This is a genomic window from Williamsia sp. CHRR-6 (assembly GCF_018474015.1).
Classification (GTDB): domain Bacteria; phylum Actinomycetota; class Actinomycetes; order Mycobacteriales; family Mycobacteriaceae; genus Williamsia_A.
In genome coordinates this window covers 72,752-94,786 of record NZ_JAHCSG010000002.1, presented here as the reverse complement: position 1 = coordinate 94,786, position 22,035 = coordinate 72,752, and the positions used below count along the sequence as shown (strand labels likewise).

Genomic DNA, 22,035 nt, shown 5'->3' with positions numbered 1-22,035 from the left:
TCATGACCGTCACCGGCCTGGGCATTCCCGGCCTCGCCTCGAGCACCACGTCAGTGGCCGGTATGCCCGAGACCGGACCGATGGTCGACACCTTCGGCCGGGTCACCCGAGATCTGCGGGTGTCGCTGACCGACCGGTGCAATCTGCGCTGCACCTACTGCATGCCGGCGCAGGGGCTGGACTGGCTCGACGATGCTGCCGTGCTCACCACCGACGAGATGATCCGCCTGATCGGCATCGGGGTCAGCGCGCTCGGTATCCGTGCGGTGCGATTCACCGGCGGAGAACCCTTGCTACGCAAGGACATCACCCAGATCATCGCTGCGGCCGCCGCACTGCACCCGCGCCCGGAGCTGGCGTTGACCACCAATGGTCTCGGCCTGGACAAGCACGCCGGTGCGTTGGCCGCCGCTGGGCTGAACCGGGTGAACGTGTCCCTGGACACCCTTGACCGAGACCGTTTCGCCGCCATCACCCGACGCGACCGGATAGCTGACGTCCTGCTCGGGTTGGACGCGGCCGCCGAGGCAGGCCTGACCCCGGTGAAAGTGAATGCGGTGCTCGCCCCCGACGGTGGACTCGACGATGCGGTGGCCCTGCTGCGGATGTGCCTGGACCGGGGGTTCGCGCTGCGGATCATCGAACAGATGCCACTCGACGCAGATCACCGATGGTCGCGCGCGGACATGATCACCGCCGATCAGGTGTACGCCCGCCTGTCGGCCGAGTTCGATCTGCGCCCCGACTCCGTCCCACGCGGTGCCGCTCCGGCTCAGACGTGGGTGGTGGGCGGTCACACCGCACCGGGTCGCGACGGGACGCACGTTCCGGCGCGCGTGGGGATCATCGCCTCGGTCACCCGGCCGTTCTGCGGCGACTGCGACCGCACCCGGCTCACCGCCGACGGGCAGCTGCGCACCTGTCTGTTCTCCAGCACCGAGACCGATCTGCGGGCGCTGCTGCGCAGCGGTGTCGACGACGACACCATCGCGCAGGCCTGGCGGCGGGCGACCTGGGGCAAGCTGCCGGGCCACGCCATCAACGATCCATCCTTTCTCCAACCGACACGACCGATGTCGGCCATCGGTGGCTGATCACACCGCGGGTCCGGCACCCGAGACCCACGCCGTGACCGTCCGCTATTTCGCCGCAGCCCGCGCGGCCGCCGGACGCGGCGAGCAATCCCTGACCGTGCCTGCAACGGCCACCATCGGCGACCTGGAGGCTCAGATCGGCATGGACAACCCCGCGCTGGCTCGGGTGCTACAGCGATGTACCTATCTACGCGACGCGGTTGCCGTGCGCGATCGTGCCGTGCCGGTGGCCCCGTGCACCACCATCGACGTCCTGCCGCCGTTCGCGGGCGGCTGACGAACCCGCTACGGTGGGCGCGATCACATCGACGAGAAATGGTCTGGCAGACCACAATTGGTGAACAGCCCTGGTACGGCGACGTCTCACGACGGGCGCTCCGCCGAGAACCCCAGGACATGACCGCTCAGACGTACAGTCTTGATGTGTCCTTCGTCACAATAACTTCTCAGTAACAGAACGGCGACGGCTCGGCAGTCGCGCGCGTGGCCTGGGATGACTCCGGTTATGGCGGCGAGATCGTGACATCGACGCGGGAATAGTTCGTCAACCAAAGGTATGACTTCGTCCGGCACAGCACGTAGCGTCTGGCTCGGCCGTCCAAACGGTCAACGACACAACACACGCTCTGCCCGCCGCGCCAAACCTCGTTCCGTGGACAGAGCAAACCAGAAACACACTTCAGGAACGAGGGCGGGGGACCCACATCTCCCAGGAGAACCGGGGACTGGTTCACAGACCATCCCCTTGGGGTGAAGCTCCGCACTGCGGAGCCGGGCGACCTCTCAGCCCGAACCCGACAGCTCACTTCGTCGGCGCGTGGAGAGAGGAATTGGCATATTCATGTCCGGACGTCATCGTCAACAGTCGCCCATCGTTCGTACCGCCGCCAAGGTGGCCCTGACCTCCGCCGTCATCGGCGGTGGCGCCAGCATCCTCATGGGTGCGGGCAACGCCTCGGCCGCGACCGACGACCAGTGGAACCAGGTCGCACAGTGTGAGTCGGGTGGCAACTGGGCCATCAACACCGGAAACGGTTACCAGGGTGGACTTCAGTTCAGCCCCGGCACCTGGGCTGGCCACGGCGGAACCCAGTTCGCGCCCACCGCCGACCAGGCCACCAAAGAGCAGCAGATCATGATCGCCGAGCGCGTGCTGGCCACTCAGGGCAAGGGTGCCTGGCCGGTCTGTGGCGTGGGGCTCGGCGCCGCCACCCCGCGCACCGTCACCGATGTGCCCAAGCAGGTCAAGGCCGCCCCCAAGGCAAAGCCCGCACCCGCTCCCGCACGGGTGTCGGAGCCGCTGAACTCGCTGCAGACCGCAGGCAACGCCACCACCACCGCCGAGGTCAAGGCTCAGGTCGACGCGTCGATCGCCAACGCTGCCCAGTCCGGCCGCCCGGTGAACCCGGCCATCGTGGCCTTCTGGAACCAGGCCAAGGGCGCGCTGAACCTGACCCCCGGTCAGATCGCGCTGTTCAACCAGAACAAGGGCCTCATCCCCCTGCCGTGACTCTCACACTCGGCGCCTGACGCCGTGAGGGTCTCCTGAACGAAGGGCCCCGCACGAGGACATCGATCCCGTGCGGGGCCCTTTTCCACTTCGCTCTCCGTTCTTGCCCCACCGAGCGATAACTCAGGGCCGGCGGGAACTCAGGCCGAGCCCACCCATTCGTCGGTGCCGTCGGCGAAGATCTGGTGCTTCCATACCGGCAGGGCCTCTTTGATGGCATCGACCAGGTGCGCGCAGGTGTCAAACGCCGCACGACGATGATCGGCGGCCACGGCGACCACCAGCGCGGCGTCACCGATCACCAGGTCGCCCACCCGATGCGACACCGCCACCGCCCGCACACCCTCGGCACCTGCGGCCACCTCCGCGGCCACCGTCGCCACCACGTCAGCGGCGGTGGGGTGGGCGCTGTAGTGCAGGGCCGACACGCCACGACCGCCGTCGTGGTTGCGGACCGCGCCGACGAAGCTGACGATCGCCCCGGCCGTCCCACCGGCCGCCTCGACGACGGCATCGCGATGGCGGGCCTCATCCACGACATCCTCGGTCACCACCGCGCACGCGACCACCGCTGCACCCATCAGTGGTCACCTCCGGCGATCTGGTCGAGGGCGTGGGCCAGGACCGGCGCCAAAACGGTCAAGCCGTCGCGCACGCCGCCAGTCGATCCGGGCAGATTGACGATGAGGGTGCGCCCGGCAATGCCTGCGGTGCCGCGCGAGAGGACCGCCGTGGGCACCCGATCACCGCCCGCGGCCCGAATAGCATCCGCCAGACCCGGGATCTGCTTGTCGATCACCGCACGCGTCTGTTCAGGGGTCTCGTCGGAGGGGCTCAGCCCGGTGCCGCCGGTGGTGATCACCAACGACACTCCCGCGGTCACCGCAGCGCGCAGCTGCATCCCCACCGGGTCGCCGTCGGCCACAACGCTCACCTCGTCGACGGTGATGCCCTGTGCAGCAAGCCATTCGACGATGATGGGTCCGGTCCGGTCGGGGTATACCCCGGCGGCCGCCCGGGTGGAGGACACGACGACACGAGCGGTGAACGGGGTGGAACGCAGGTCAGTCACGGGTCCAGTGTCCACGCTTGCCGCCGATCTTCTCCACCAGCCGCACCTCGGTCATGGTGGCGAGCGGATCGAGCGCCTTGACCATGTCGTGCAGGGTGAGACCGGCGATCGCGACGGCGGTCAACGCCTCCATCTCCACCCCGGTGCGGTCGGTGGTGACGGCGGTAGCCCGTACCCCGATGGAGGTGGCGGCGATGTCGAAATCGACCGACACCGACGACAGGGCCACCTGATGGCACAGCGGGATGAGATCGGGAGTTCGCTTGGCGCCCATGATCGCCGCGATCCGGGCGGTGGCCAGGGCGTCGCCTTTGGCGAGCTGCCCGTCTGACAACGCAGCGATCGCCTCGGTGGTGGTGAGGAACGTACCGGCGGCCACCGCAATCCGCTTGGAGGCAGCCTTGTTTCCGACATCGACCATGCGGGCCGCGCCCGAGGCGTCGATGTGGGTCAGCCCGGGCTCAGCGTTGGAGAGTGATCCGGGATCGGACACCGATCAGCGGTTGATGTCGGTCTTGGCGTGGGTGTAGGGCAGCGACTCCACCGGCAACGGGAACTCCGTCTCGCCGAAGGGAGACAGCGCACCGGAGATGCTGGCAGCGAACTCCGACACCGCGTGCTCGTGGTCACCCTCTGCCGACGTGGGCCATCCGTTGTCGACGTAGCGACGCTTGTCCTGCTTCTTCTTTTCAGCCACGTGCTCATTCTGCCATGACGCCAGGTCCCTATCATCGACCAGATGAGCTCTGCACCCCATGTCGGAGCCGGATCCCCTGGGCGTCGCAGTCTCGCCGAGGACCTGGCGTCGCGCACCGACGCCGAACTGATCGAGCTGTTCACCACCCGACCCGATCTGGCTGCTCCCCCACCGGCCGGGGTGTCGGTGTTGGCCCAGCGGGCGGCGGCGGCCGCGTCGATCAACCTGGCGGCTGAGGCGATCGACCTCCTCGGCGTCGCCGTCCTCGAGGTGATCCTCGACGAAGCCGGTCTCGACACCACCTCCACCGACGCGGTCCTGGCCGCATTGACCGGGCGCGCCGAGCCCGCCGAGATCCGGGCCCGCATCGACCAGTTACGTAAGCGCGCGATCGTCTGGGGTCCCGACGACGCACTGTCGGTGGCCCCGCACGGCGGTGCCGCCCTGCCCACCCGCGCCCACCACCTGAACGGGCCGTTGGCTGCCCGCACCCTGGCCGAGATCACCGAACTGCTGGATTCGGTGTCCGAACGCGAGCGTGAGCTGCTGACCACGCTGGCCACCGGATCACCGCTGGGGCGCACCCGCGATGCCGATCCCAGCGCCCCCGCCGACCGGCCGGTGCCCCGGATGATCGGGTTGGGCCTGTTGGCCCGGGTGGACGATCAGACCGTCGAGCTGCCGCCGGTGGTGGGTGCGCTGCTGCGTGGCGAGACCACCGGCGAGCCAGGCGATCTGCGTGAGCCAACCCTGTCGAGCGCCACCGGCCGGCGACGTTTCACCGCCGGTGACGTGGAGGCCGCGGCTGGGGGCGAGGCGCTGGAGTTGCTGCGCCACCTCGCCGACACCATCGAGGCGCTGGGGCGCACGCCTGCGCTGCAACTGCGCGCGGGCGGGCTGGGGGTGCGTGAGCTGCGCAAGCTGGTCAAGGTGACCGGGCTGCCGGCGGCGCGACAGAGCTTCGTGCTGGAGCTGGCGGTGGCGGCACGCCTGGTGGACAACAACTTTCCCGATCCACCGCTGGAGTCCGGCGAGAACGCCTGGACACCGACCGTCACCGCCGACCAATGGCTGCATCAGGTACCCGAACGTCGCTGGCACAGCGTGGCCGAGAGCTGGCTGACGCTGCCGCGACGGCCGTGGCAGGTGGGCGAAGCCGGGATCGACGGTGCCACCATCCCCACCCTCGCCGGCGAATTGCACGACACCGCCGCCATCGTGGAGCGTCGGATAATCCTGGGCGCCATGGCATCTGGAAAGCCTGGGGTACCGGTCGACCTCGACGAGTTGGGCGTGTTGACGACGTGGCGACATCCTCGCTGGCAGCGCCGGCTGACGCGGACGTTGATCGAGGCCACCCTCGACGAGGCGCGCGCCCTGGGGGTGGTGGCGCACGGTGCACTGAGTGCGGTGGGGCGTGAACTCATTGCGGCCGAGGCCATCTCACGTGGTATCGACGCGGACACCGCCGACGCACGGGACAAGTCGGTGCTAGCCGCGATGGCTCGCGCGCTGCCCGAACCGATCGACTTCTTCCTTACCCAGGCCGATCTGACCGTCACCGCGCCCGGACCGTTGGTGGCCGAGCTCAGCGCCGAACTGAGCCTGGTGGCGGATCTGGAATCAGGCGGGGCGGCCTCGGTGTACCGCATCACCGACGAGTCGATCCGCCGCGCGCTCGACACCGGCCGCACCGGCACCGAGCTGATCGGTTTCTTCACCGCGCACTCGAAAACCCCGGTGCCACAGTCGTTGGAGTACCTCATCGACGATGTCGCGCGGCGCCACGGGCAACTTCGGGTGGGGGTGGCGACGGCGTTCATCCGCTGTGAGGACGCCACCACCCTGGCCGCGGTGCTGTCGAACCCGGTGGCCGAGACTCTGGCGTTGCGTGCCCTGGCTCCGACCGTCGCGGTGTCGCAGGCCCCGCTGAAAACGGTGCTCGACGAGTTGCGGGCGGCCGGTTTCGCCCCGGCCGGCGAGGACAGCTCAGGCGACCTGGTGGATCTGCGCGAGCGAGGCGCCCGCGTTCCGGCGCCGCGAACCACCCGACGACCCGCGCACCGACCGCCCACCCCCAGCGCCGAGCAACTCGGCGAGGTGGTCGACCGGATGCGGGCACACGACGTGGCCACCGCAGCTCGCTCGTCGAGCAGCGTGCGCAGCGGTGGCGGCGAGAGCGCCACCGCCCTGCTGAACCTGGCCCGCAAGGCCGACCGACGCGTCCGTATCGGCTACGTCGACGCCCACGGTTCGGCCAGCACGCACGTGGTGGTGCCGCGCCAGGTGGGCGCCGGGCAGTTGATCGCCGCACCCCACGCCACCGCGGGGCCGTTCGACGAATCCCACTTCGCCCTGCACCGCATCACCTCGGTGGAGTTGCTGGTCGACGACCTCTGAGCGTTCACCGCCACCGGGACGTGGACAATGGGTGGGTGACCGATGGCCCGCTGATCGTCCAGTCCGACAAGACCCTGCTCCTCGAGGTCGACCACGCCGACGCGCCCGCCGCCCGCGCGGCGATCGCCCCCTTCGCCGAACTCGAACGTGCCCCCGAGCACGTGCACACCTATCGCATCACCCCGTTGGCGCTGTGGAACGCTCGGGCCGCCGGTCACGACGCCGAGCAGGTGGTCGATGCCCTGGTGAAGTTCTCCCGCTACGCGGTGCCACAGCCGCTGCTGATGGACATCGTCGACACCATGGGCAAGTTCGGGCGGCTGCAGTTGGTCAAGAGCCCGGTGCACGGTCTGACGCTGGTGAGCCTCGACCGCGCGGTGCTCGAGGAGATCATGCGCAACAAGAAGGTGGCCCCGATGCTGGGTGCCCGGATCGACGACGACACCGTGATCGTGCACCCCTCCGAGCGGGGTCGACTCAAGCAGGTGCTGCTCAAAGTGGGGTGGCCGGCTGAAGATCTCGCCGGTTACGTCGACGGTGAGGCCCACCCCATCGAGCTGGCCCAGACCGATTGGGCGTTGCGCGACTACCAGCAGATGGCCGCCGACTCGTTCTGGGCGGGCGGCTCGGGTGTGGTGGTGCTGCCCTGTGGCGCGGGCAAGACCATGGTCGGTGCCGCGGCGATGGCCAAAGCCGGTGCCACCACTTTGATCCTGGTGACCAACACCGTGGCCGGGCGACAGTGGAAGCGTGAACTGGTGGCACGCACGTCGCTGACCGAGGAAGAGATCGGCGAGTACTCGGGTGAACGCAAGGAGATCCGGCCCGTCACCATCGCGACATACCAGGTGATGACACGAAAGTCCAAGGGCGAGTATCGAAACCTCGAACTCTTCGACTCCCGCGACTGGGGTCTGATCATCTACGACGAGGTGCATCTGTTGCCCGCGCCGGTGTTTCGGATGACCGCCGACCTACAGTCGCGTCGGCGCCTCGGGTTGACCGCCACCCTGGTTCGTGAGGACGGTCGCGAGGGTGACGTGTTCAGCCTCATCGGCCCGAAACGCTATGACGCACCGTGGAAAGACATCGAGGCCCAGGGCTGGATCGCGCCGGCCGAATGCATCGAGGTGCGGGTGACGTTGACCGACGAGGAACGTCTGCAGTACGCGGTGGCCGAGGCCGACGAGAAGTACAAGCTGTGTTCCACCGCCCACACCAAGGTGAACGTGGTCAAGTCGATCCTGGCGCGCCACAACGGTTCTCCCACGCTCATCATCGGCGCCTACATCGATCAACTCGAAGAGCTCGGGACCGCCCTGGATGCACCGGTCATCCAGGGCTCCACCAAGAACAAGGACCGCGAAGCCCTGTTCGAACAGTTCCGCACCGGCGAGATCGCCACGCTGGTGGTCAGCAAGGTGGCCAACTTCTCCATCGACCTCCCCGAGGCGTCGGTGGCGGTGCAGGTGTCGGGGACATTCGGCTCCCGCCAGGAGGAGGCGCAACGGCTGGGCCGCTTGCTGCGGCCGAAAAAGGATGGCGGACAAGCACACTTCTACTCGGTGGTCTCGCGCGACACCCTCGACGCCGACTACGCCGCGCATCGGCAGCGCTTTCTCGCCGAGCAGGGGTACGCCTACCGGATCACCGACGCCGACGACCTGCTCGGACCCGCGGTCTGATCAGGCCGGAACGCCGGTGGCCGACTGCAGGCAGTAGCCGATGGGTCTGGGGAGGGCGAACCCGACGCCTCCGGAACCCTCGGGGCAGTCAGGCGTGGTGTCACCGTCGACCCGCTTGGTCACCTTCGCCACGGTGCCACCGGGCTCGGTCGACGCCGCCCCACACGGCCGATCCACGAACGACGAGTCGTCGCCGAACTGGTAGCACCTGCCCTCTTTCATGTTGGGCGCCAAGCACAACGACCCCTGACCCATACCGAGGGTCACCTTGTCGTAGCGACCGCCCGAGCAGTAGGCGAAGGTCGAATCGCTGGACGAGGCCACGTAGTAGCTGAACTTCTCGTCGGCGCAGTCGACGGTCTTGACGGTCACGTTGTTGTCCGCGCCCGACTTCTCCGTCACGCGGACGCAGTCACCGACCTGCACGTCGTCGGCGGAGGTCACCGAGTCCCGGGTGATCATCACGAACGCCACGATGAGCCCGATGACCAGGGCGACGATCACGACGCCGATCACCGCCAGCGCCTTGTATCCGCGTCGGCGCGGCGGCGGGGGCGGCGCGAACTGCCCGTACGGCGCGGGCGGGAACTGACCGGCCCCATAGGGAATCGGTGCATGCGGTCCCGCACCGTACTGGGGTGACCCGGTCGGACCACCGGGAAACGCCGGACCCATGGGAGTCCCGGCCTGCCCACGCGGATCGCCGGGGTACGGGAATTGCGGATAGCTCATCCGCCGACCCTATCGTCCGAGGAGTCGGTGCGGCTCGGCGTGCCGCGGCTGCTACCCGCCGCTGATGGCGTCCACGCAGTAGGTGAGCGGGTCGGGCTTGGTGAAGGTCAACGGTTCACTGCCACCGCAGTCCTCGCTGGCGCGGCTGCGGCTCTTGACCTCGATGACCAGGCTGCCTGCCGAAGCAGCCCCGCAGCTCACCTCGTCGATCCGCCCGAAGTCGCCCTTGTCGGCCCCGGTCGGTAGGCGATAACACTTACCCACCTGCAGGTTCAGTCGCAGACAGAGTCGTCCCCGGTCGCCGAAGGTGACCGCCGAGGCGAGGGTGTCGGTGCACGAGGCCGAGGAACTCTCGAACTTCTCGGCCACGGTGTAGGAGAACGTCGACGACGAACAACTCACCTTCTCTGGTTTCACCTTGTCGCCCACGGGTTTGACCGTCACACAGTCCTTCACGTTCACGTCGTCGGCGGCGGTCACGTTGTCCTTGGTCAGCGCGACCACGGCGATCACCGACCCGACGACGACGGCGGCTACCACGCCCAGGATGACCAACAGCGGCCACAACTTGCGCTTCTTGGGCAGCGGGGTGCCCAACGGCGGTGGCGGATAGGGGCCGGGAGCACCAGGAGCGGGCGGGTAGGGACTCTGACCGTACGGTGGCGGGCCCCCGGCCGGTGGCGGCGCCGGATAGGGGCTCGGTCCGTGGCCGGGCTGCGGAAAGGGCGGTGGAAATCCGAACTGCGGTGCCGGATGATCGGGGTCGGGCCGGGCCGGGTCGTTCGGATAGGTCATGCCAGCTCCAGTCTGTCGGCCGATCGCACCACTCTACGGCGTCGGGTCGGGTGTGACAGCCTGGAAACCATGCCGACCGTATCCCGACTCACCCCCTACGCGACCACCATCTTCGCCGAGATGTCGCAGCTGGCGGTGACCCACGGTGCCATCAACCTCGGGCAGGGGTTCCCCGACACCGACGGACCCGCGTCGATGTTGGCCGCGGCCTGCTCGCAGATCACCGGGGGCAACAACCAGTACCCACCCGGCCCGGGGGTGCCGTTGCTGCGGCAGGCGGTGGCCGATCACCAATCACGTTGTCACGGATTGGATTACGACCCCGACACCGAGGTGCTGATCACCGTCGGCGCCACCGAGGCCATCGCCGGCTCGCTGGTGGGGCTGGTGGAGCCGGGTGCAGAGGTGGTGGTGATCGAGCCGTATTACGACGCCTATGCCGCGGCCACCGCGATGGCCGGTGGTGTGCGGCGCACGGTGCCGCTGGTCGCCGACGGCGACACCTTCACCCTGGACCGCGATGCCCTGGCCGCCACCGTGTCCGACCGCACCGCGGTGCTGGTGCTCAACAGTCCACACAACCCCACCGGGACGGTGCTGAGCGCCGACGATCTGCAGGCCATCGCCTCGGTCTGCATCGCCCACGACGTGATCGTGCTCAGCGACGAGGTCTACGAGCACCAGGTGTTCGACGGCCGCCCGCATCGCAGCATCGCCACCCTGCCCGGCATGCGCGAGCGAACCCTTCGGATCTCCAGTGCAGCAAAGACTTTCAATGTCACCGGCTGGAAGGTGGGCTGGGTCAGTGGTCCGGCGGAGCTGGTGGCGGCGACCCGGACCGCCAAGCAGTTCATGTCGTTCGTGGGCAGCGGCCCGTTCCAGCCGGCCGTCACGCACGCACTGAACACCCAGATGCCCTGGGTGCACCAGGCGCGCGAAGACCTGGCGCGCAAGCGTGACCTGATCTCAGAGGCGTTGCGCAACATCGGTTTCGGGGTTCATCACACCGCCGGGACATTCTTCGTCTGCGCCGACCCGCGCCCGCTGGGGTACCGCGACGGCGAACAACTCTGTCGCGATCTGCCCCAGCGGGTCGGGGTGGCTGCAGTGCCGGTGAGTGCGTTCGTCGACAACGCCGAACCGTGGTCGCACCTCGTGCGTTTCGCCTTCGCCAAACGCGACGAGGTGCTGACCGAGGCGGTGGCACGTCTACAAACCCTCACCGACTGATCTGGCCGCCGCTACTCCGGCCGCAGGGGACCCACGATCACCGTGGGGGTGCCACTGGTGTCGGAGCCGGACCCGCCGTAGCTTCCGCTGGGCAGGTCGATGCCACCAGCGGACCCCCCGCCGCCACGACCCTCACCGCCGCCTCCGCCGCCGCCTGCTGGTGGGGCGGGCGCGGGCTGGGTTGGCGCCGGCTTCTTCTGGGTTGGCGCCGGCTTCGTGGGTGCGGGAGTCGTCGGCGGCTTCTGGCCGTACGTCCGCAGGTACACCTCGCGCCACTGGTCGCCGTAGAGCATCTCCAGCGTGACTATGTACAGAACGCTGCCGGCCGCGTAAGCCGTGTCGCTGATCTCCTGTGGCGATCCCGGTGCCGCCGGCGGGCAGGATTCGTCGTACATCCGGCTGCACCCCGGCGGTTGAGCGGATGCGGGGACCGCGATTCCCGCTGCGGCGACCGACACCCCGATGGCCACCGTGGCGACCCGAATTGTCGACTTCATCGTGTGCTTCGTCATCTGATTCTCCTGTAGGTCAGGTTGTCCAGTCGACGTACCGTGCCCCGGCAGCACATCTGCGATGCTTATCGCGCGATAACCCTAAATCGATCCATATGGTGACGTCAACGAATCATATTTCGAACTGATGTTCCCACAGTGGGTTAGGATCGTGGCATGCACACGCCTGGTCTGCAGGGGTCGCTGTTCGAGGAGACGCCCACCACCGACGCACCGATCATCGGCGACCTGGGCCCCCGGGTGCACCGGCGAGAGTTGGCCGAGGGTGCATGGGTGGATGTGATGCCGGGCTGGATTCGCAACGCCGACACCATCGTCGAGGAACTGCGGGACACCCTGGATTGGTAGCACGAGCAACGCGCGATGTACCGCCGGGTGCTCGACGTCCCCCGCCTGGTCAGCTTCCACGATGGGATCGCACCCCACCCACTGGTGCGGTCGGCCTGCGATGCGCTCAACGAGCACTACCGCCGGGAACTTCCCGAGGGGTTCACCACCACCGGGTTGTGTCTGTACCGCGACGGCCGCGACAGTGTGGCCTGGCACGGCGACCGGTTCGGTCGCGGCGCCACCGACGACACTCTGGTGGCCATCGTGTCGTTCGGCGCCACCCGTCCGCTCCTGTTACGGCCGCGTGGTGGCGGACCGTCGATGAAATTCACTGTCGCCCATGGAGATCTGCTCGTCATGGGCGGATCGTGCCAACGCACCTGGGACCACTCGATACCCAAACGCACCGGCGTGGGCCCCCGGATCAGCGTCCAATTCCGCCCGCGGGGCGTGCGCTGAGGTCGGTTCGACCCGGGGGCCTCGCGGTCAGTTCGTGGGATCGAGGATCTGCAGGCAGTAGGTCAACGGGGCGGGCTCGTCGAAGGTGAGTGCGATCGCCTGATCGCAGGCGGCGCCGTCGGCGTCCTGTCGGTCGGTGACCGACACCACCTGCTTGCCCTCCGCAGGAACCGCTGCCCCGCAGTCGACTTCACGAGTATCGACGATGCTGCCGCCGGTCCCGGGGAATTGGTAGCACTTGCCCACCCGCATGTTGGGCACCAGACACAGCGAACCCTTGCCCTTTTGCGTCAGGTTCGAGTACTGGTCGTTGCCGCAATCGCTTTGGCCTACATCGAGTTGCTTGGCCACGATGAAGGAGAACGTCTCGGCCTCGCAGTCGGCCTTCTTCGGCTTGGCTGACGCCGATGACCCACCGATGGTGAGGCAGTCACCGGCGGCCGCCTTGTCGATGTTGTTCTCCACCGAACCACCGGACGACACCAGGCCGACGACAACGATGGCCACCACCAGCGCGGCGACCACGCCCAAGACGATGAACAGCGGGCGCTTGGACTTCTTCGTCGGCGACGGCCCGTAGGGACTGGCCCCGGCCGGGAACTGAGGGGCAGCCGGCGGCGTGGGTGTACTCATGTTGGGGGCTCCGATCACTCACGGGCGAAATGTCGGGTTTACCCTATATGCACCGTTCCCAGAACGTGCACGTGGTCAGAAGTCGAAGGTGACCTTCGTCAGATCCTCCGACGCCGACCACAACGATCCCGCCACCGCTTCATCGCGAGCGCGGGCTATCGGGTTGACCTGCTTGGGCGACCCGCGCAGCCCTCCGATCCCGCTGGGCCCGTAGTAGGCACCTGACGCTGCAGCCGGCGAGGTGGCGGCGTAGAGCTGCGGCAACGCACCCGCAGCCGCCGACTGGGCGAACAGGTCGCCCACCTTCATCATCACGTCCTGCCAGCTCTGGGTGTGCGATTGCAAACCGGTGGAGGCGTATCCGGGGTGGGCGATCATCGAGGCGACCGGAGATCCGGAACGACCGAGCCGGCGGGCGAGCTCGAGGCCGAACATCAGGTTGGCCAGCTTCGACTGGCCGTATGCGCCCCACCGGTCATACCGCCGCCGCTGGAAGTTGAGGTCGTCGAGTTGGATCGCACCGATCGATGCCATGGTCGAGGACACCGTGACCACGCGCTGGGTGATCTTGGGCAGCAGCAACCCGGTCAACGCGAAGTGGCCGAGATGGTTGGTACCGAACTGCATCTCGAATCCGTCGGCGGTACGCATCTCGGGCACAGCCATGACGCCGGCGTTGTTGACCAACACGTCGATCGAGTCGATCGAGGCGGCCAACGCACGCACCGACCCCAGGTCGGCGAGGTCGAGCGGAACCACTGAGGCGTTCGCACCGATGGCTGCGGCGATCGGCTCGGCCTTGCTCACCGTGCGACAGGCCATGATCACCGTTGCACCCTTGGCGCCCAACGCTCGTGCAGTCTGCTCGCCCAGACCACTGTTGGCCCCGGTGATCAACACGGTGCGTCCGGTCTGATCGGGGATGTCGTTCGTCGTCCATTTCGCCATGGACCGATTCTACGGATGGCTTCCGCCCAGCCGACGCGAGTTTCCGCCCAGCCGACGCGGGTTTCCGCCCAGCCGACGCGAGTTTCCGCCCAACCGACGCGGGTTTCCGCCCAACCGACGCGGGTAGCGTGAGTGCGTGCCGATCACCATCGACGACGTCACGGCCGCGGCGGACATCCTCGACGGGGTGGCCCACCGCACCCCGGTGATCACCTCACGTCTGCTCGACGAGGCGGCCGGCGCCCAGTTGTTCTGCAAGTGCGAGAACCTGCAACGCATGGGGGCGTTCAAGTTTCGTGGTGCCTACACCGCCATCAGCCGCCTCGGGCCGCAACGGGCACGGGGTGTGGTGGCGTTCTCGTCGGGCAATCACGCCCAAGCCGTCGCGCTGGCCGCGTCGCTGTTCGACATCCCCGCGACCATCGTCATGCCCCACGACGCCCCGGCGGCGAAGGTGGCGGCCACCCGCGGCTACGGCGCACAGATCGTCGGCTACGACCGCTACACGCAGGATCGCCAGCAGGTGGCGGCCGCACTCGCCCACCGCACCGGGGCCGCGGTGCTGCCACCCTTCGATCATCCCGACGTCATCGCCGGGCAGGGCACCGCAACCCTCGAACTCCTCAGTGACACCGACGATCTCGATGCGATCCTGATCCCGCTGGGCGGCGGTGGACTGCTGGCGGGTGGCCTGGTGGCCGCGGCCGCGCGGGCCCCAGGAGTAGCGGTATACGGGGTGGAACCGGCGGCCGGCGACGACGGTCGGCGGTCGCTGCGCGCCGGCCGCATCGTGACCATAGCGCCGCCACGCACCATCGCCGACGGCGCACAGACCACCGCGTTGGGCACCCACACCTTCGAAATCATCGCCGAGTACGTCACCGACATCCTGACCGCCACCGACGAGCAGCTGTTGGCCGCAATGGGTCTGGTGGCCACCCGCACCAAAATGGTGGTCGAGCCGACGGGTGCGCTGGGAGTGGCTGCAGCCCTGAACAACCGGGATCTGTTCGCCGGTCGGCGGGTCGGGGTGATCATCTCCGGCGGCAACGTCGACCTCGATCGTTTCGCCGCCGCCGCGCCGCTATCGGCGGATGCGTAACAGGGAGAACGGGCGTCGGATCAATCCGTCGACGAGGTCCACCAGATCACCGATCGCCGAACTGTACTGCGTCGCATCGTCGTCGCCGTCGACGGCGGGGGCGAAGATCTCGGTCTCGGCGCTGCGACCGCGCAGCGTGATGGTGCCCAGCGACACCCACTCCCAGTACTCGTCGGTGCCGCCGCGCTCGCCCTGCGCGTCGGCCGCATCGAGAGCGGTGAGTTCCGGCGCCTGCTCGATCATGGCGGCACCGCTGGCCAACACCGTCGATGCCGTGCGTTTGGCCACCTCGGCCAGGCGCGCACATTCGTTGACCGGGTCGCCGATCACGGTGTATTCGTAGCGGGTCTCGGCGCCGATGTGGCCGGCGAACACGGTTCCCGCCGACACCCCGATCCCGCAGCGCAGCGGGGCCAACTCGGCAAGTTCGTGGTCGAGTTCGCGAGCGGCTCGCAGCGCTGCGGTCGATGCGTCGGCCAGCGGGGTCGGCGCACCGAACACCGCGAGTGCGGCGTCACCCTCGAACTTGTTGATGAATCCGCCGTGGCGACCGATCACGTCGGCGACGATGGTGAAGAACCGGTTGAGCATCTCGGCCACCGCACGCGGATCGGTGCTCTCGGCCAGTCGCGTGGATCCCTCGATGTCGACGAACAGCACACCGACGTCGGTGATGGTGCCGTGCATTCCGTCGTCGTCGCGCAGCGCCAGTGCGGCAACCTCGTGGCCCACGTGGCGACCGAACAGATCGCGTAGTCGTTCCCGCTCGGCGAGACCGTCGACCATCTCGTTGAACCCGTGCTGCAGGATGCCGAGGTCGGACGAGTCGTAGACCTCGACCTGGGCGGAGTAGTCACCGGCTCCGATGGCCTCCACGGCACGTCGCAGACCACGGACCGGGTCGGTGATGGAGGTGCTGATGAGCGCGACAGCGCGCAGCCCGCTGGCCAGGCAGACCACCGCGAGCACGACGGTGGTGATGTCGACGGCGGTGCTGCTGGCGGGCAACCAGCCCACACCACGGCCGATGTTGACCAACAGCATGCCCACCAGCGGTACGCCGGAACACACGATCCACAGAACGAACAGTCGCTCACGCACACCCAGAAGGGTGCGGCGTGGGGGTGCATCCGCCATGGCCGCGGCCACCAGCGGACGACCCGCCCGTTCGAGCACCATGTAGGCCACCGACCCCGACGACGCGCCGGCCAGGGCGAAGGCTGCGGCGATGATCGACAGGTCGCGCACGCTCACCCCGCCGGTGGCCACCGCATAGGTGATGACCCCGGTGACCCAGGCGATGGCGGTGGCGAGCACTCCGAGCACCGGGATCCGCTGCACCGCGCGGCGGCGGTCGACGTCAGCGGGGGTGCCGCTGATGAACCAGAGGATCTGCGGGCGCAGCAACGCGATCCCGGCGGCCACGTTGGCCACGGCACCGACGACCAGGGCGGCGACGAGGGCTGCGGTGTTGCGCAGCGGTCCACTCGCAGTCGACAGATCACCGCCGCTGGTGACCAGGGCCAGCAGCACCATCGTCTCGATGCCGACCAACACGTTGGCGGTGACGATACCGAGCGTGGCGATGGCCAGCAGTCGTCGAGCGATCGCCCGGCGGGCGTCGAGGTCCACGGCTGGGGCGGCCGGCCGCGGTGGGGCGAAGCCGCTGAGGTGGTAGTAGACGTCGATGCCGGGCAGCGTGCTCGGGGACAGCAGTCGGTCGACGGTGCTGCGGCGCAGGGTCGCTGTTGCGCGTCCGCCCATGCCGTCCACCCCCTCTTCGCTCCGGTCACACACCCCGATAAACGCAACATTGTTTGCGTAAGCGTACCCAACGCAACACTATGTGCGTTAGGCTCCCGGTCGTGTCCAGCCCCGCCAAGCCGCATCGACGCGGCAAAGCGGTTCGTGACGGGGTGCTGGCTGCCGCCGTGAACGAGCTGCTCAACGCCGGTTTCGACGGCGTCACCATCGCTTCGGTGGCCGAGTCCGCCGGTGTTCATGTGACGTCGGTCTATCGCCGGTGGAAGACCAAGGAACAGCTGATCACCGACGCGGTGCTGACGCAGCTCGACCCCACCAACGTCGCAATCCCCGACACCGGCGATCTGCGGGGCGATCTGCTGCTCCTGGCGGGCAACCTGCGTGATGCGGTCGACTCGCCGCAGAGTCGGGCACTGCTGCGGATCGCGGCGCTGCCCTTGGAGGTCGACCGCCTAGAGGAGGCGCGCCAACGCATCCTCGACGGTCGTACCCGCGCGGCCCTGGCCGTGGTGGAACGTGCGATCGAGCGCGGCGAGGTGGCCGACGATGTGGATGCTGCGGTGGCCCTCGACGCGCTGTACGCGCCGATCCTGGCGCGCATGCTGATCCGACGCGACCAGGTCGACGAGAGCTATCTGGTGGCTCTCGTCGACCTGGTGTTCCGGGGGATCTCACGCCGATAGGGGCGTACTCACTACCGCAACAGATACCGGCTGGCCTGCAGATAGGTCTCTCGCTCGCGTTCGACCCGCGCCTGCCGCCGCTGTGCGACCAAGCGACGCTTACGGGAAACGTCTGCGGCAGCGCGCTTTTCGCGCCGCACCCGATCGGGGCGACGAAGAAGTGCCGACGGGACCAGCGCGGTGAACTGGCCCGAGATGTGGACTGCCATGGTGTCTACCTCCAATCGGTGTGTGGTGGAACCACTTTCACCGATGAAGCTAGAGCACAGTGCACACCGCCGTCACCTGATTTATTGCGCCGGAGAATGATTGGCGCCCATCAGGTGACGGCGGATAACGTGCCGTGTGACCTGCGTCCTCGACGCGGGGTCAGGCGGCCTTGACGGCCTCGATCTCCAGGTTCAGGGTGATCTTGTCACCCACCACCGCGCCCCCGGTTTCCAGCGGCATCTCGATATCGATGCCGAAGTCCTTGCGGTTCAACACGGTCGAGGCCTCGAAGCCCGCCACCTCACCCTGGCCCATACCCGGGTTGACGCCGTTGAACTCCAGGGTTAGCTCGACGGACTTGGTCACTCCCTTGAGGGTGAAATCGCCGGTCAGCACGTAGTCGTCGCCGTCGGCGACCACCGAGGTGGAGGTGAAGGTGGCCTTCGGGTGGTTCTCGGTGTCGAAAAAGTCCGCCGAGCGGATGTGGCCGTCGCGCTGCTCGTTCTTGGTGTTGATCGAGGCGACGTCGATCTCGGCGGTCACCGACGGGGTGCCGTCCTCGGCGATGGTGATGGCACCGGAGAAGGTGTCGAAGGTGCCGCGCACCTTGCTCACCACCAGGTGGCGCACAGTGAATCCGACGGTCGAGTGCACCGGGTCGATGTTCCAGGTGCCGGGGGCCAGCTCGGTGGTGGTGATGGACGTTCCCATGAGGTCTCCTCGGTCGTGTGGGTGGTGACCACCATTAAATCGGACTGCGGTCCGTATCTATTCCGGATCGGCTGAATTCTCTGCGAACAACGCAAGAACGCTGGTCACCGCCACGCGAATACCGGTTGCTCGTAGCCGTCCACTCGCGTATGCCGACCGTGGACCACCACCTCGGCGAACTGGTGGATCACTGCGGCCGTGGGCGCGTGCACCAACGATCCGACCAGCGGCAGCTGGATGACCGGCCGCGGAGACTCGGGGATGGAGACGAACTGCGGCGGCACGGCGATCTCGGCCAACGAGACGAAGAACAACGTCCCCACCTCGTCTGGGTTGGGCACCGGGGTGGCACCTGCGCCCACCCAGCAGACGACCGGGGTGATCACGTACCCCGACCGCGTGGGGTAGTCGTCAAGACGTCCGAGCACCGCCGAACGCGGCACCACGATGCCGATCTCCTCGGCGAGCTCACGCAGCGCGGCGTCGACGTGGTCCTCGCCAGGGTCGAGCCGACCACCGGGCAGCGCGAACTGCCCCGAATGGGTGCGCATCGACTCTGCCCGCAGCATCAGCCAGATGCCGAACCGGCCGTCGACCTGCGCCACCGCCAGGGCCACCGCGGCCCGACGCGCCCCCGGCACCTCGGCGGTAGCGAATCGGAAGTCATGTAGCGCAGCGGTGATCGCCGCTCGTACCCCGACCGGATCGGTGGAGTCGATGCTCACACCGCGCGATCCCGGCCGACCCAATGCCCTGCGCGCAGTTCGCGTTTGAGGATCTTGCCGCTGGGGTTGCGCGGCAGGGCGGCGACCACGTCGACCGTGCGAGGGCACTTGTAGCCGGCCAGTCGTTCGCGGCAGAACGCGATGATGCCCTCGACGTCGACGTCACCGGGCGCCACCACCACGGCCTTCACCGATTCACCCCACGTGTCGTCGGGCACCCCGATGATCGCCGCATCGCTCACGTCGGGGTGATCGAGCAGTACCCGTTCGACCTCGGGGCCGTACACGTTCTCCCCGCCGGTGATGATCATGTCCTTGATCCGGTCGTCGACGAAGACGTACCCGTCGGCATCCACGCGCCCGATGTCCCCGGTCCGCACCCACCCCTGCGCCGTGACGGTCTCTGCGGTGGCGTCCGGACGATTGAGGTACCCGGTCATCGATTGCGCACTGCGACACCAGATCTCACCCTGCTCACCGGCGGCCACCGGCTCGGCGGTGACCGGGTCGACCACCATCACCTCCATCCCCGCCACGGGTTGGCCCACCGAGAGCAGCAGGTGCTCGCGGGCGGGATCGCGGTGGTCGGCAGGCAGCAGGGTGGTCGCCACCCCCGACACCTCGGTCTGTCCGTAGACCTGCACGAAGTCGAGATCGGGGCACGCGTCGAGTGCTCGCCGCAACAGCGGCAGCGGCATCGGAGCCGCGCCGTAGCCGAGCGTCTTCAGCCGCGAGAGCGCACCCATCGCCGGCGGACCGGCGGCCAGGAAGCCGGCGATGACCGGCGGCACGAAGAACGTGTGCGTGGCCCCGCTCATCAAGGCGCCCACCAACGCAGGCGCAGCGGGTTCCCGGGTCATGATGGTGGCCACCCCGGCGCGGATCCCGAAGAAGGAGTAACAGATCCCGCCCAAGTGGAACAGCGGCATGGCCACGAGGCTGATGTCACCGGCGTTGAACGGGAAGCAGTCGGCCACGTTGACCGTGTGGGCCACCAACGCGCGCTGGCTGAGCACCACACCCTTGGGTCTACCCGTGGTGCCCGAGGAGTAGATGATCAGGGCCGCATCATCCTCGACCACGGCCGCGTCCCGATCGCTCGGGGCGGCAGCGGCGAGGAACGACTCGTAGTCGTCGCCGGTCGGTGCGTCGGCGGCTCCCGGGGTGGCCAGCACCACCAGCCGTTCCAGGCCCGGGATCTGATCACGCAGTCGGGCAACCTCATCGGCGAACTCGGCTCCCACCACCAGCAGACGGGTCCCCGAGTCGACGAGGACGTGACGCAGTTCGTCGCCGGCCTGTCGCCAGTTGACGACGGTGACCGCCGCCCCGATCGCGGCCGCTGCGAACGTGGTCTCCAGGCAGGCCGGGTGGTTCTTGTCGAGGAAACCGATCACGTCGCCGCGCGTGATGCCCGCCGCGCGCAGTGCCCCGGTCAGTGACCGGATGCGGTGGTTCCACTGCGACCAGGTCCAGGTCTGCTCGCCGTAGGTGATGGCCACGGCGTCGGGGGTGTCGCGCGCCCACCGGGGCACGTAGTCACACAGCAGCTCAGCGTGGGTGGGGGTGGCCTCGATCGTCATCGTCGACGTCTCCTGCAACTGTGTGGAACACCGGTCGGGTGGCCTCGAGCGTAATCTGGATCACACCACCGTGCCATGGCCTGACGAACCGAGTCGCCGCAGCGCTCACCGCAACGTCGCGTGGGCGAACTCGGCGACGCCGGTGTCGAAGCGGGTCTGCGCTGAGAATCCGAGCAGCCGACGTGCCGCTGAGGGATCGGCCACCACATGGCGCACGTCGCCCGCACGACCACCCCCGACCACCTGCGGTGGCGGTCCGTCCATGGCTGCGCTGAGCATCGTGGCGAACTCGCCCACCGAGTGCGGATCGCCGGAGGCCACGTTGCAAGCGGTCACCTCGGGAACACCTGCTCGGCCACCGATCACCCGCTCGAGCGCCAGCCGATTCGCGCGGGCCACATCGTCGACGTGGACGAAGTCGCGCATCTGGCGACCGTCCTCGAAGACCTGTGGCGCCCGGCCGACCTCCAGGGCCGACCGGAAGATGCTGGCCACCCCGGCGTACGGGGTGTCGCGCGGCATCCCAGGACCGTAGACGTTGTGGTAGCGCAGCGAGATGAGCCGACCACCGGTCGTATGCGCCCACGATCGGCCGAAGTGCTCGGTCGCCACCTTCGATGCGGCGTAGCTGTTGCGCGGATCCATCGGGGCGTCCTCGTCAACGGTCAGCCACTGCAACGGCTCACCACAACGCGGACACGGCGGGTCGAACACGTTGTTGCGCAGTGCGTGCGCGGTTCGGGCCACAGCGGGCTGAGCCCCGTGTCGCACGCATCGATAACGTCCTTCGCCGTAGACCACCATCGACGATGCCTGCACCAGCGCTGGGGTCTCGCGACGAGCCATGGCGGCCACCAGCGTGGCAGTTCCCACCACGTTGTGCGAGGCGTATTCCGGCGCGTCGGCGGCGTCGACCCCGAGCCCGACCATCGCGGCCTGATGGCACACCGCGTCCACCCCGTCGAGCAGGTCGTGGAGCAGATCCTGATCGCGGATGTCCCCGCCGATCACCCCCGCCGGCGGCGCCGCATCACGGCCGTGGGCACAGGGCAACATCAGGTCCACACCGCGCACCTCGTGACCGGCCGCACGTAACTCCCTGTCGATGGCAGCTCCGATGAATCCGGCTGCACCGGTGAGCAATACCCGCATCGTGTACT

At 68.2% G+C, this 22,035-nt stretch carries 23 protein-coding genes, 1 pseudogene and 1 riboswitch; of the genes and pseudogenes, 9 read left to right on the top strand and 15 right to left on the bottom strand.

The features are described 5' to 3' along the window. Positions 1-2: 2 nt before the first annotated feature. The 3 genes from moaA to KIK15_RS06380 all read left to right on the top strand — a co-directional run bounded on the left by moaA (position 3) and on the right by KIK15_RS06380 (position 2,604). The gene (gene moaA, locus KIK15_RS06390; RefSeq protein ID WP_214243368.1) at positions 3-1,094 is read left to right on the top strand and encodes a GTP 3',8-cyclase MoaA; all 1,092 of its coding nucleotides are present in this window, start codon (positions 3-5) and stop codon (positions 1,092-1,094) included. After that, complete coding sequence (locus tag KIK15_RS06385; RefSeq protein WP_307851766.1) at positions 1,087-1,371, top strand: MoaD/ThiS family protein; 285 nt, start codon at positions 1,087-1,089, stop codon at positions 1,369-1,371. Before moaA ends, KIK15_RS06385 begins: the two co-directional genes overlap by 8 nt. A gap of 388 nt (positions 1,372-1,759) precedes the next feature. Then, positions 1,760-1,926, top strand: a riboswitch (cyclic di-AMP (ydaO/yuaA leader). Between the two features lie 9 nt (positions 1,927-1,935). Continuing rightward, complete coding sequence (locus tag KIK15_RS06380; protein ID WP_214243367.1) at positions 1,936-2,604, top strand: transglycosylase family protein; 669 nt, start codon at positions 1,936-1,938, stop codon at positions 2,602-2,604. A 140-nt stretch (positions 2,605-2,744) separates the two neighbouring features. Here the strand turns inward: KIK15_RS06380 and KIK15_RS06375 are convergent, their stop codons facing one another. The 4 genes from KIK15_RS06375 to KIK15_RS06360 are packed head-to-tail and all read right to left on the bottom strand — an operon-like array spanning position 2,745 to position 4,433. Beyond that, positions 2,745-3,185 (bottom strand): molybdenum cofactor biosynthesis protein MoaE, encoded by a 441-nt coding sequence (locus tag KIK15_RS06375; RefSeq protein ID WP_214243366.1) that lies wholly within the window; start codon positions 3,183-3,185, stop codon positions 2,745-2,747. Then, positions 3,185-3,676, bottom strand: coding sequence for a molybdenum cofactor biosynthesis protein B (locus tag KIK15_RS06370; RefSeq protein WP_214243365.1), 492 nt, complete (start codon positions 3,674-3,676; stop codon positions 3,185-3,187). Before KIK15_RS06370 ends, KIK15_RS06375 begins: the two co-directional genes overlap by 1 nt. Beyond that, positions 3,669-4,169 (bottom strand): cyclic pyranopterin monophosphate synthase MoaC, encoded by a 501-nt coding sequence (gene moaC / locus KIK15_RS06365; RefSeq protein ID WP_374222824.1) that lies wholly within the window; start codon positions 4,167-4,169, stop codon positions 3,669-3,671. Before moaC ends, KIK15_RS06370 begins: the two co-directional genes overlap by 8 nt. Positions 4,170-4,172: 3 nt before the next feature. After that, positions 4,173-4,433, bottom strand: coding sequence for a hypothetical protein (locus KIK15_RS06360; RefSeq protein WP_250324277.1), 261 nt, complete (start codon positions 4,431-4,433; stop codon positions 4,173-4,175). Here KIK15_RS06360 and KIK15_RS06355 point away from each other — a divergent pair. Together KIK15_RS06355 and KIK15_RS06350 are read left to right on the top strand one after the other, a co-directional pair. Then, positions 4,416-6,773 carry a helicase-associated domain-containing protein gene (locus KIK15_RS06355; RefSeq protein WP_214243364.1) on the top strand — a complete coding sequence of 786 codons (2,358 nt, stop codon included), beginning with the start codon at positions 4,416-4,418 and terminating at the stop codon, positions 6,771-6,773. The genes KIK15_RS06360 and KIK15_RS06355 overlap by 18 nt on opposite strands. Positions 6,774-6,808: 35 nt before the next feature. After that, entirely contained in the window at positions 6,809-8,458 is a 1,650-nt protein-coding gene (locus KIK15_RS06350) for a DNA repair helicase XPB (RefSeq protein ID WP_214243363.1), read from the top strand. Here the strand turns inward: KIK15_RS06350 and KIK15_RS06345 are convergent, their stop codons facing one another. Continuing rightward, positions 8,459-9,190, bottom strand: coding sequence for a hypothetical protein (locus KIK15_RS06345; RefSeq protein ID WP_214243362.1), 732 nt, complete (start codon positions 9,188-9,190; stop codon positions 8,459-8,461). Positions 9,191-9,241: 51 nt separating this feature from the next. Beyond that, positions 9,242-9,985 (bottom strand): hypothetical protein, encoded by a 744-nt coding sequence (locus KIK15_RS06340; protein WP_214243361.1) that lies wholly within the window; start codon positions 9,983-9,985, stop codon positions 9,242-9,244. A gap of 69 nt (positions 9,986-10,054) precedes the next feature. Between KIK15_RS06340 and KIK15_RS06335 the strand changes: the two genes are divergently transcribed. Continuing rightward, the gene (locus KIK15_RS06335; protein WP_214243360.1) at positions 10,055-11,215 is read left to right on the top strand and encodes a pyridoxal phosphate-dependent aminotransferase; all 1,161 of its coding nucleotides are present in this window, start codon (positions 10,055-10,057) and stop codon (positions 11,213-11,215) included. An 11-nt stretch (positions 11,216-11,226) separates the two neighbouring features. On the opposite strand, the gene KIK15_RS06330 is transcribed toward KIK15_RS06335, so the two are convergent. Next, a complete protein-coding gene (locus KIK15_RS06330; RefSeq protein WP_214243359.1) occupies positions 11,227-11,727 on the bottom strand; it encodes a hypothetical protein in 501 nt (166 codons plus the stop codon). Between the two features lie 156 nt (positions 11,728-11,883). Between KIK15_RS06330 and KIK15_RS06325 the strand changes: the two are divergent. Further along, positions 11,884-12,516: pseudogene (locus tag KIK15_RS06325) on the top strand (alpha-ketoglutarate-dependent dioxygenase AlkB). A 27-nt stretch (positions 12,517-12,543) separates the two neighbouring features. Here the strand turns inward: KIK15_RS06325 and KIK15_RS06320 are convergent. Both KIK15_RS06320 and KIK15_RS06315 read right to left on the bottom strand, forming a co-directional pair. Beyond that, positions 12,544-13,149: a hypothetical protein gene (locus tag KIK15_RS06320; RefSeq protein ID WP_214243358.1), complete on the bottom strand. Its 606-nt coding sequence runs from the start codon at positions 13,147-13,149 to the stop codon at positions 12,544-12,546. 75 nt (positions 13,150-13,224) lie between these two features. Further along, on the bottom strand, positions 13,225-14,097 hold the full coding sequence (locus tag KIK15_RS06315; protein WP_214243357.1) for an oxidoreductase: 873 nt from the start codon (positions 14,095-14,097) through the stop codon (positions 13,225-13,227). Positions 14,098-14,233: 136 nt separating this feature from the next. Here KIK15_RS06315 and KIK15_RS06310 point away from each other — a divergent pair, with 136 nt between their 5' ends. Next, positions 14,234-15,199, top strand: coding sequence for a threo-3-hydroxy-L-aspartate ammonia-lyase (locus KIK15_RS06310; protein ID WP_214243356.1), 966 nt, complete (start codon positions 14,234-14,236; stop codon positions 15,197-15,199). Here KIK15_RS06310 and KIK15_RS06305 read toward each other — a convergent pair. Then, positions 15,182-16,963 carry an adenylate/guanylate cyclase domain-containing protein gene (locus KIK15_RS06305; RefSeq protein ID WP_214243355.1) on the bottom strand — a complete coding sequence of 594 codons (1,782 nt, stop codon included), beginning with the start codon at positions 16,961-16,963 and terminating at the stop codon, positions 15,182-15,184. The genes KIK15_RS06310 and KIK15_RS06305 overlap by 18 nt on opposite strands. A gap of 101 nt (positions 16,964-17,064) precedes the next feature. Between KIK15_RS06305 and KIK15_RS06300 the strand changes: the two genes are divergently transcribed. Next, complete coding sequence (locus tag KIK15_RS06300) at positions 17,065-17,646, top strand: TetR/AcrR family transcriptional regulator (protein WP_214243354.1); 582 nt, start codon at positions 17,065-17,067, stop codon at positions 17,644-17,646. A gap of 11 nt (positions 17,647-17,657) precedes the next feature. On the opposite strand, the gene KIK15_RS06295 is transcribed toward KIK15_RS06300, so the two are convergent. The 5 genes from KIK15_RS06295 to KIK15_RS06275 form a co-directional block, all read right to left on the bottom strand. Beyond that, complete coding sequence (locus tag KIK15_RS06295) at positions 17,658-17,855, bottom strand: hypothetical protein (RefSeq protein ID WP_214243353.1); 198 nt, start codon at positions 17,853-17,855, stop codon at positions 17,658-17,660. Between the two features lie 160 nt (positions 17,856-18,015). After that, on the bottom strand, positions 18,016-18,567 hold the full coding sequence (locus tag KIK15_RS06290; protein ID WP_214243352.1) for a YceI family protein: 552 nt from the start codon (positions 18,565-18,567) through the stop codon (positions 18,016-18,018). Between the two features lie 104 nt (positions 18,568-18,671). Continuing rightward, positions 18,672-19,250: a CoA pyrophosphatase gene (locus KIK15_RS06285; protein ID WP_214243810.1), complete on the bottom strand. Its 579-nt coding sequence runs from the start codon at positions 19,248-19,250 to the stop codon at positions 18,672-18,674. A gap of 38 nt (positions 19,251-19,288) precedes the next feature. Beyond that, positions 19,289-20,875, bottom strand: a complete 1,587-nt coding sequence (locus KIK15_RS06280; RefSeq protein ID WP_214243351.1) for an AMP-binding protein — start codon at positions 20,873-20,875, stop codon at positions 19,289-19,291. Between the two features lie 105 nt (positions 20,876-20,980). Further along, on the bottom strand, positions 20,981-22,027 hold the full coding sequence (locus tag KIK15_RS06275) for an NAD(P)-dependent oxidoreductase (protein WP_214243350.1): 1,047 nt from the start codon (positions 22,025-22,027) through the stop codon (positions 20,981-20,983). Positions 22,028-22,035 lie beyond the last annotated feature (8 nt).

Coding starts and splice junctions, on each gene's coding strand:
- moaA (WP_214243368.1), top strand. CDS start 3: ATGACCGTCACCGGCCTGGGCATTCCCGGCCTCGCCTCGAGCACCACG.
- KIK15_RS06380 (WP_214243367.1), top strand. CDS start 1,936: ATGTCCGGACGTCATCGTCAACAGTCGCCCATCGTTCGTACCGCCGCC.
- KIK15_RS06375 (WP_214243366.1), bottom strand. CDS start 3,185: ATGGGTGCAGCGGTGGTCGCGTGCGCGGTGGTGACCGAGGATGTCGTG.
- KIK15_RS06355 (WP_214243364.1), top strand. CDS start 4,416: ATGAGCTCTGCACCCCATGTCGGAGCCGGATCCCCTGGGCGTCGCAGT.
- KIK15_RS06360 (WP_250324277.1), bottom strand. CDS start 4,433: ATGGGGTGCAGAGCTCATCTGGTCGATGATAGGGACCTGGCGTCATGG.
- KIK15_RS06345 (WP_214243362.1), bottom strand. CDS start 9,190: ATGAGCTATCCGCAATTCCCGTACCCCGGCGATCCGCGTGGGCAGGCC.
- KIK15_RS06340 (WP_214243361.1), bottom strand. CDS start 9,985: ATGACCTATCCGAACGACCCGGCCCGGCCCGACCCCGATCATCCGGCA.
- KIK15_RS06335 (WP_214243360.1), top strand. CDS start 10,055: ATGCCGACCGTATCCCGACTCACCCCCTACGCGACCACCATCTTCGCC.
- KIK15_RS06330 (WP_214243359.1), bottom strand. CDS start 11,727: ATGACGAAGCACACGATGAAGTCGACAATTCGGGTCGCCACGGTGGCC.
- KIK15_RS06320 (WP_214243358.1), bottom strand. CDS start 13,149: ATGAGTACACCCACGCCGCCGGCTGCCCCTCAGTTCCCGGCCGGGGCC.
- KIK15_RS06315 (WP_214243357.1), bottom strand. CDS start 14,097: ATGGCGAAATGGACGACGAACGACATCCCCGATCAGACCGGACGCACC.
- KIK15_RS06305 (WP_214243355.1), bottom strand. CDS start 16,963: ATGGGCGGACGCGCAACAGCGACCCTGCGCCGCAGCACCGTCGACCGA.
- KIK15_RS06295 (WP_214243353.1), bottom strand. CDS start 17,855: ATGGCAGTCCACATCTCGGGCCAGTTCACCGCGCTGGTCCCGTCGGCA.
- KIK15_RS06290 (WP_214243352.1), bottom strand. CDS start 18,567: ATGGGAACGTCCATCACCACCACCGAGCTGGCCCCCGGCACCTGGAAC.
- KIK15_RS06280 (WP_214243351.1), bottom strand. CDS start 20,875: ATGACGATCGAGGCCACCCCCACCCACGCTGAGCTGCTGTGTGACTAC.
- KIK15_RS06275 (WP_214243350.1), bottom strand. CDS start 22,027: ATGCGGGTATTGCTCACCGGTGCAGCCGGATTCATCGGAGCTGCCATC.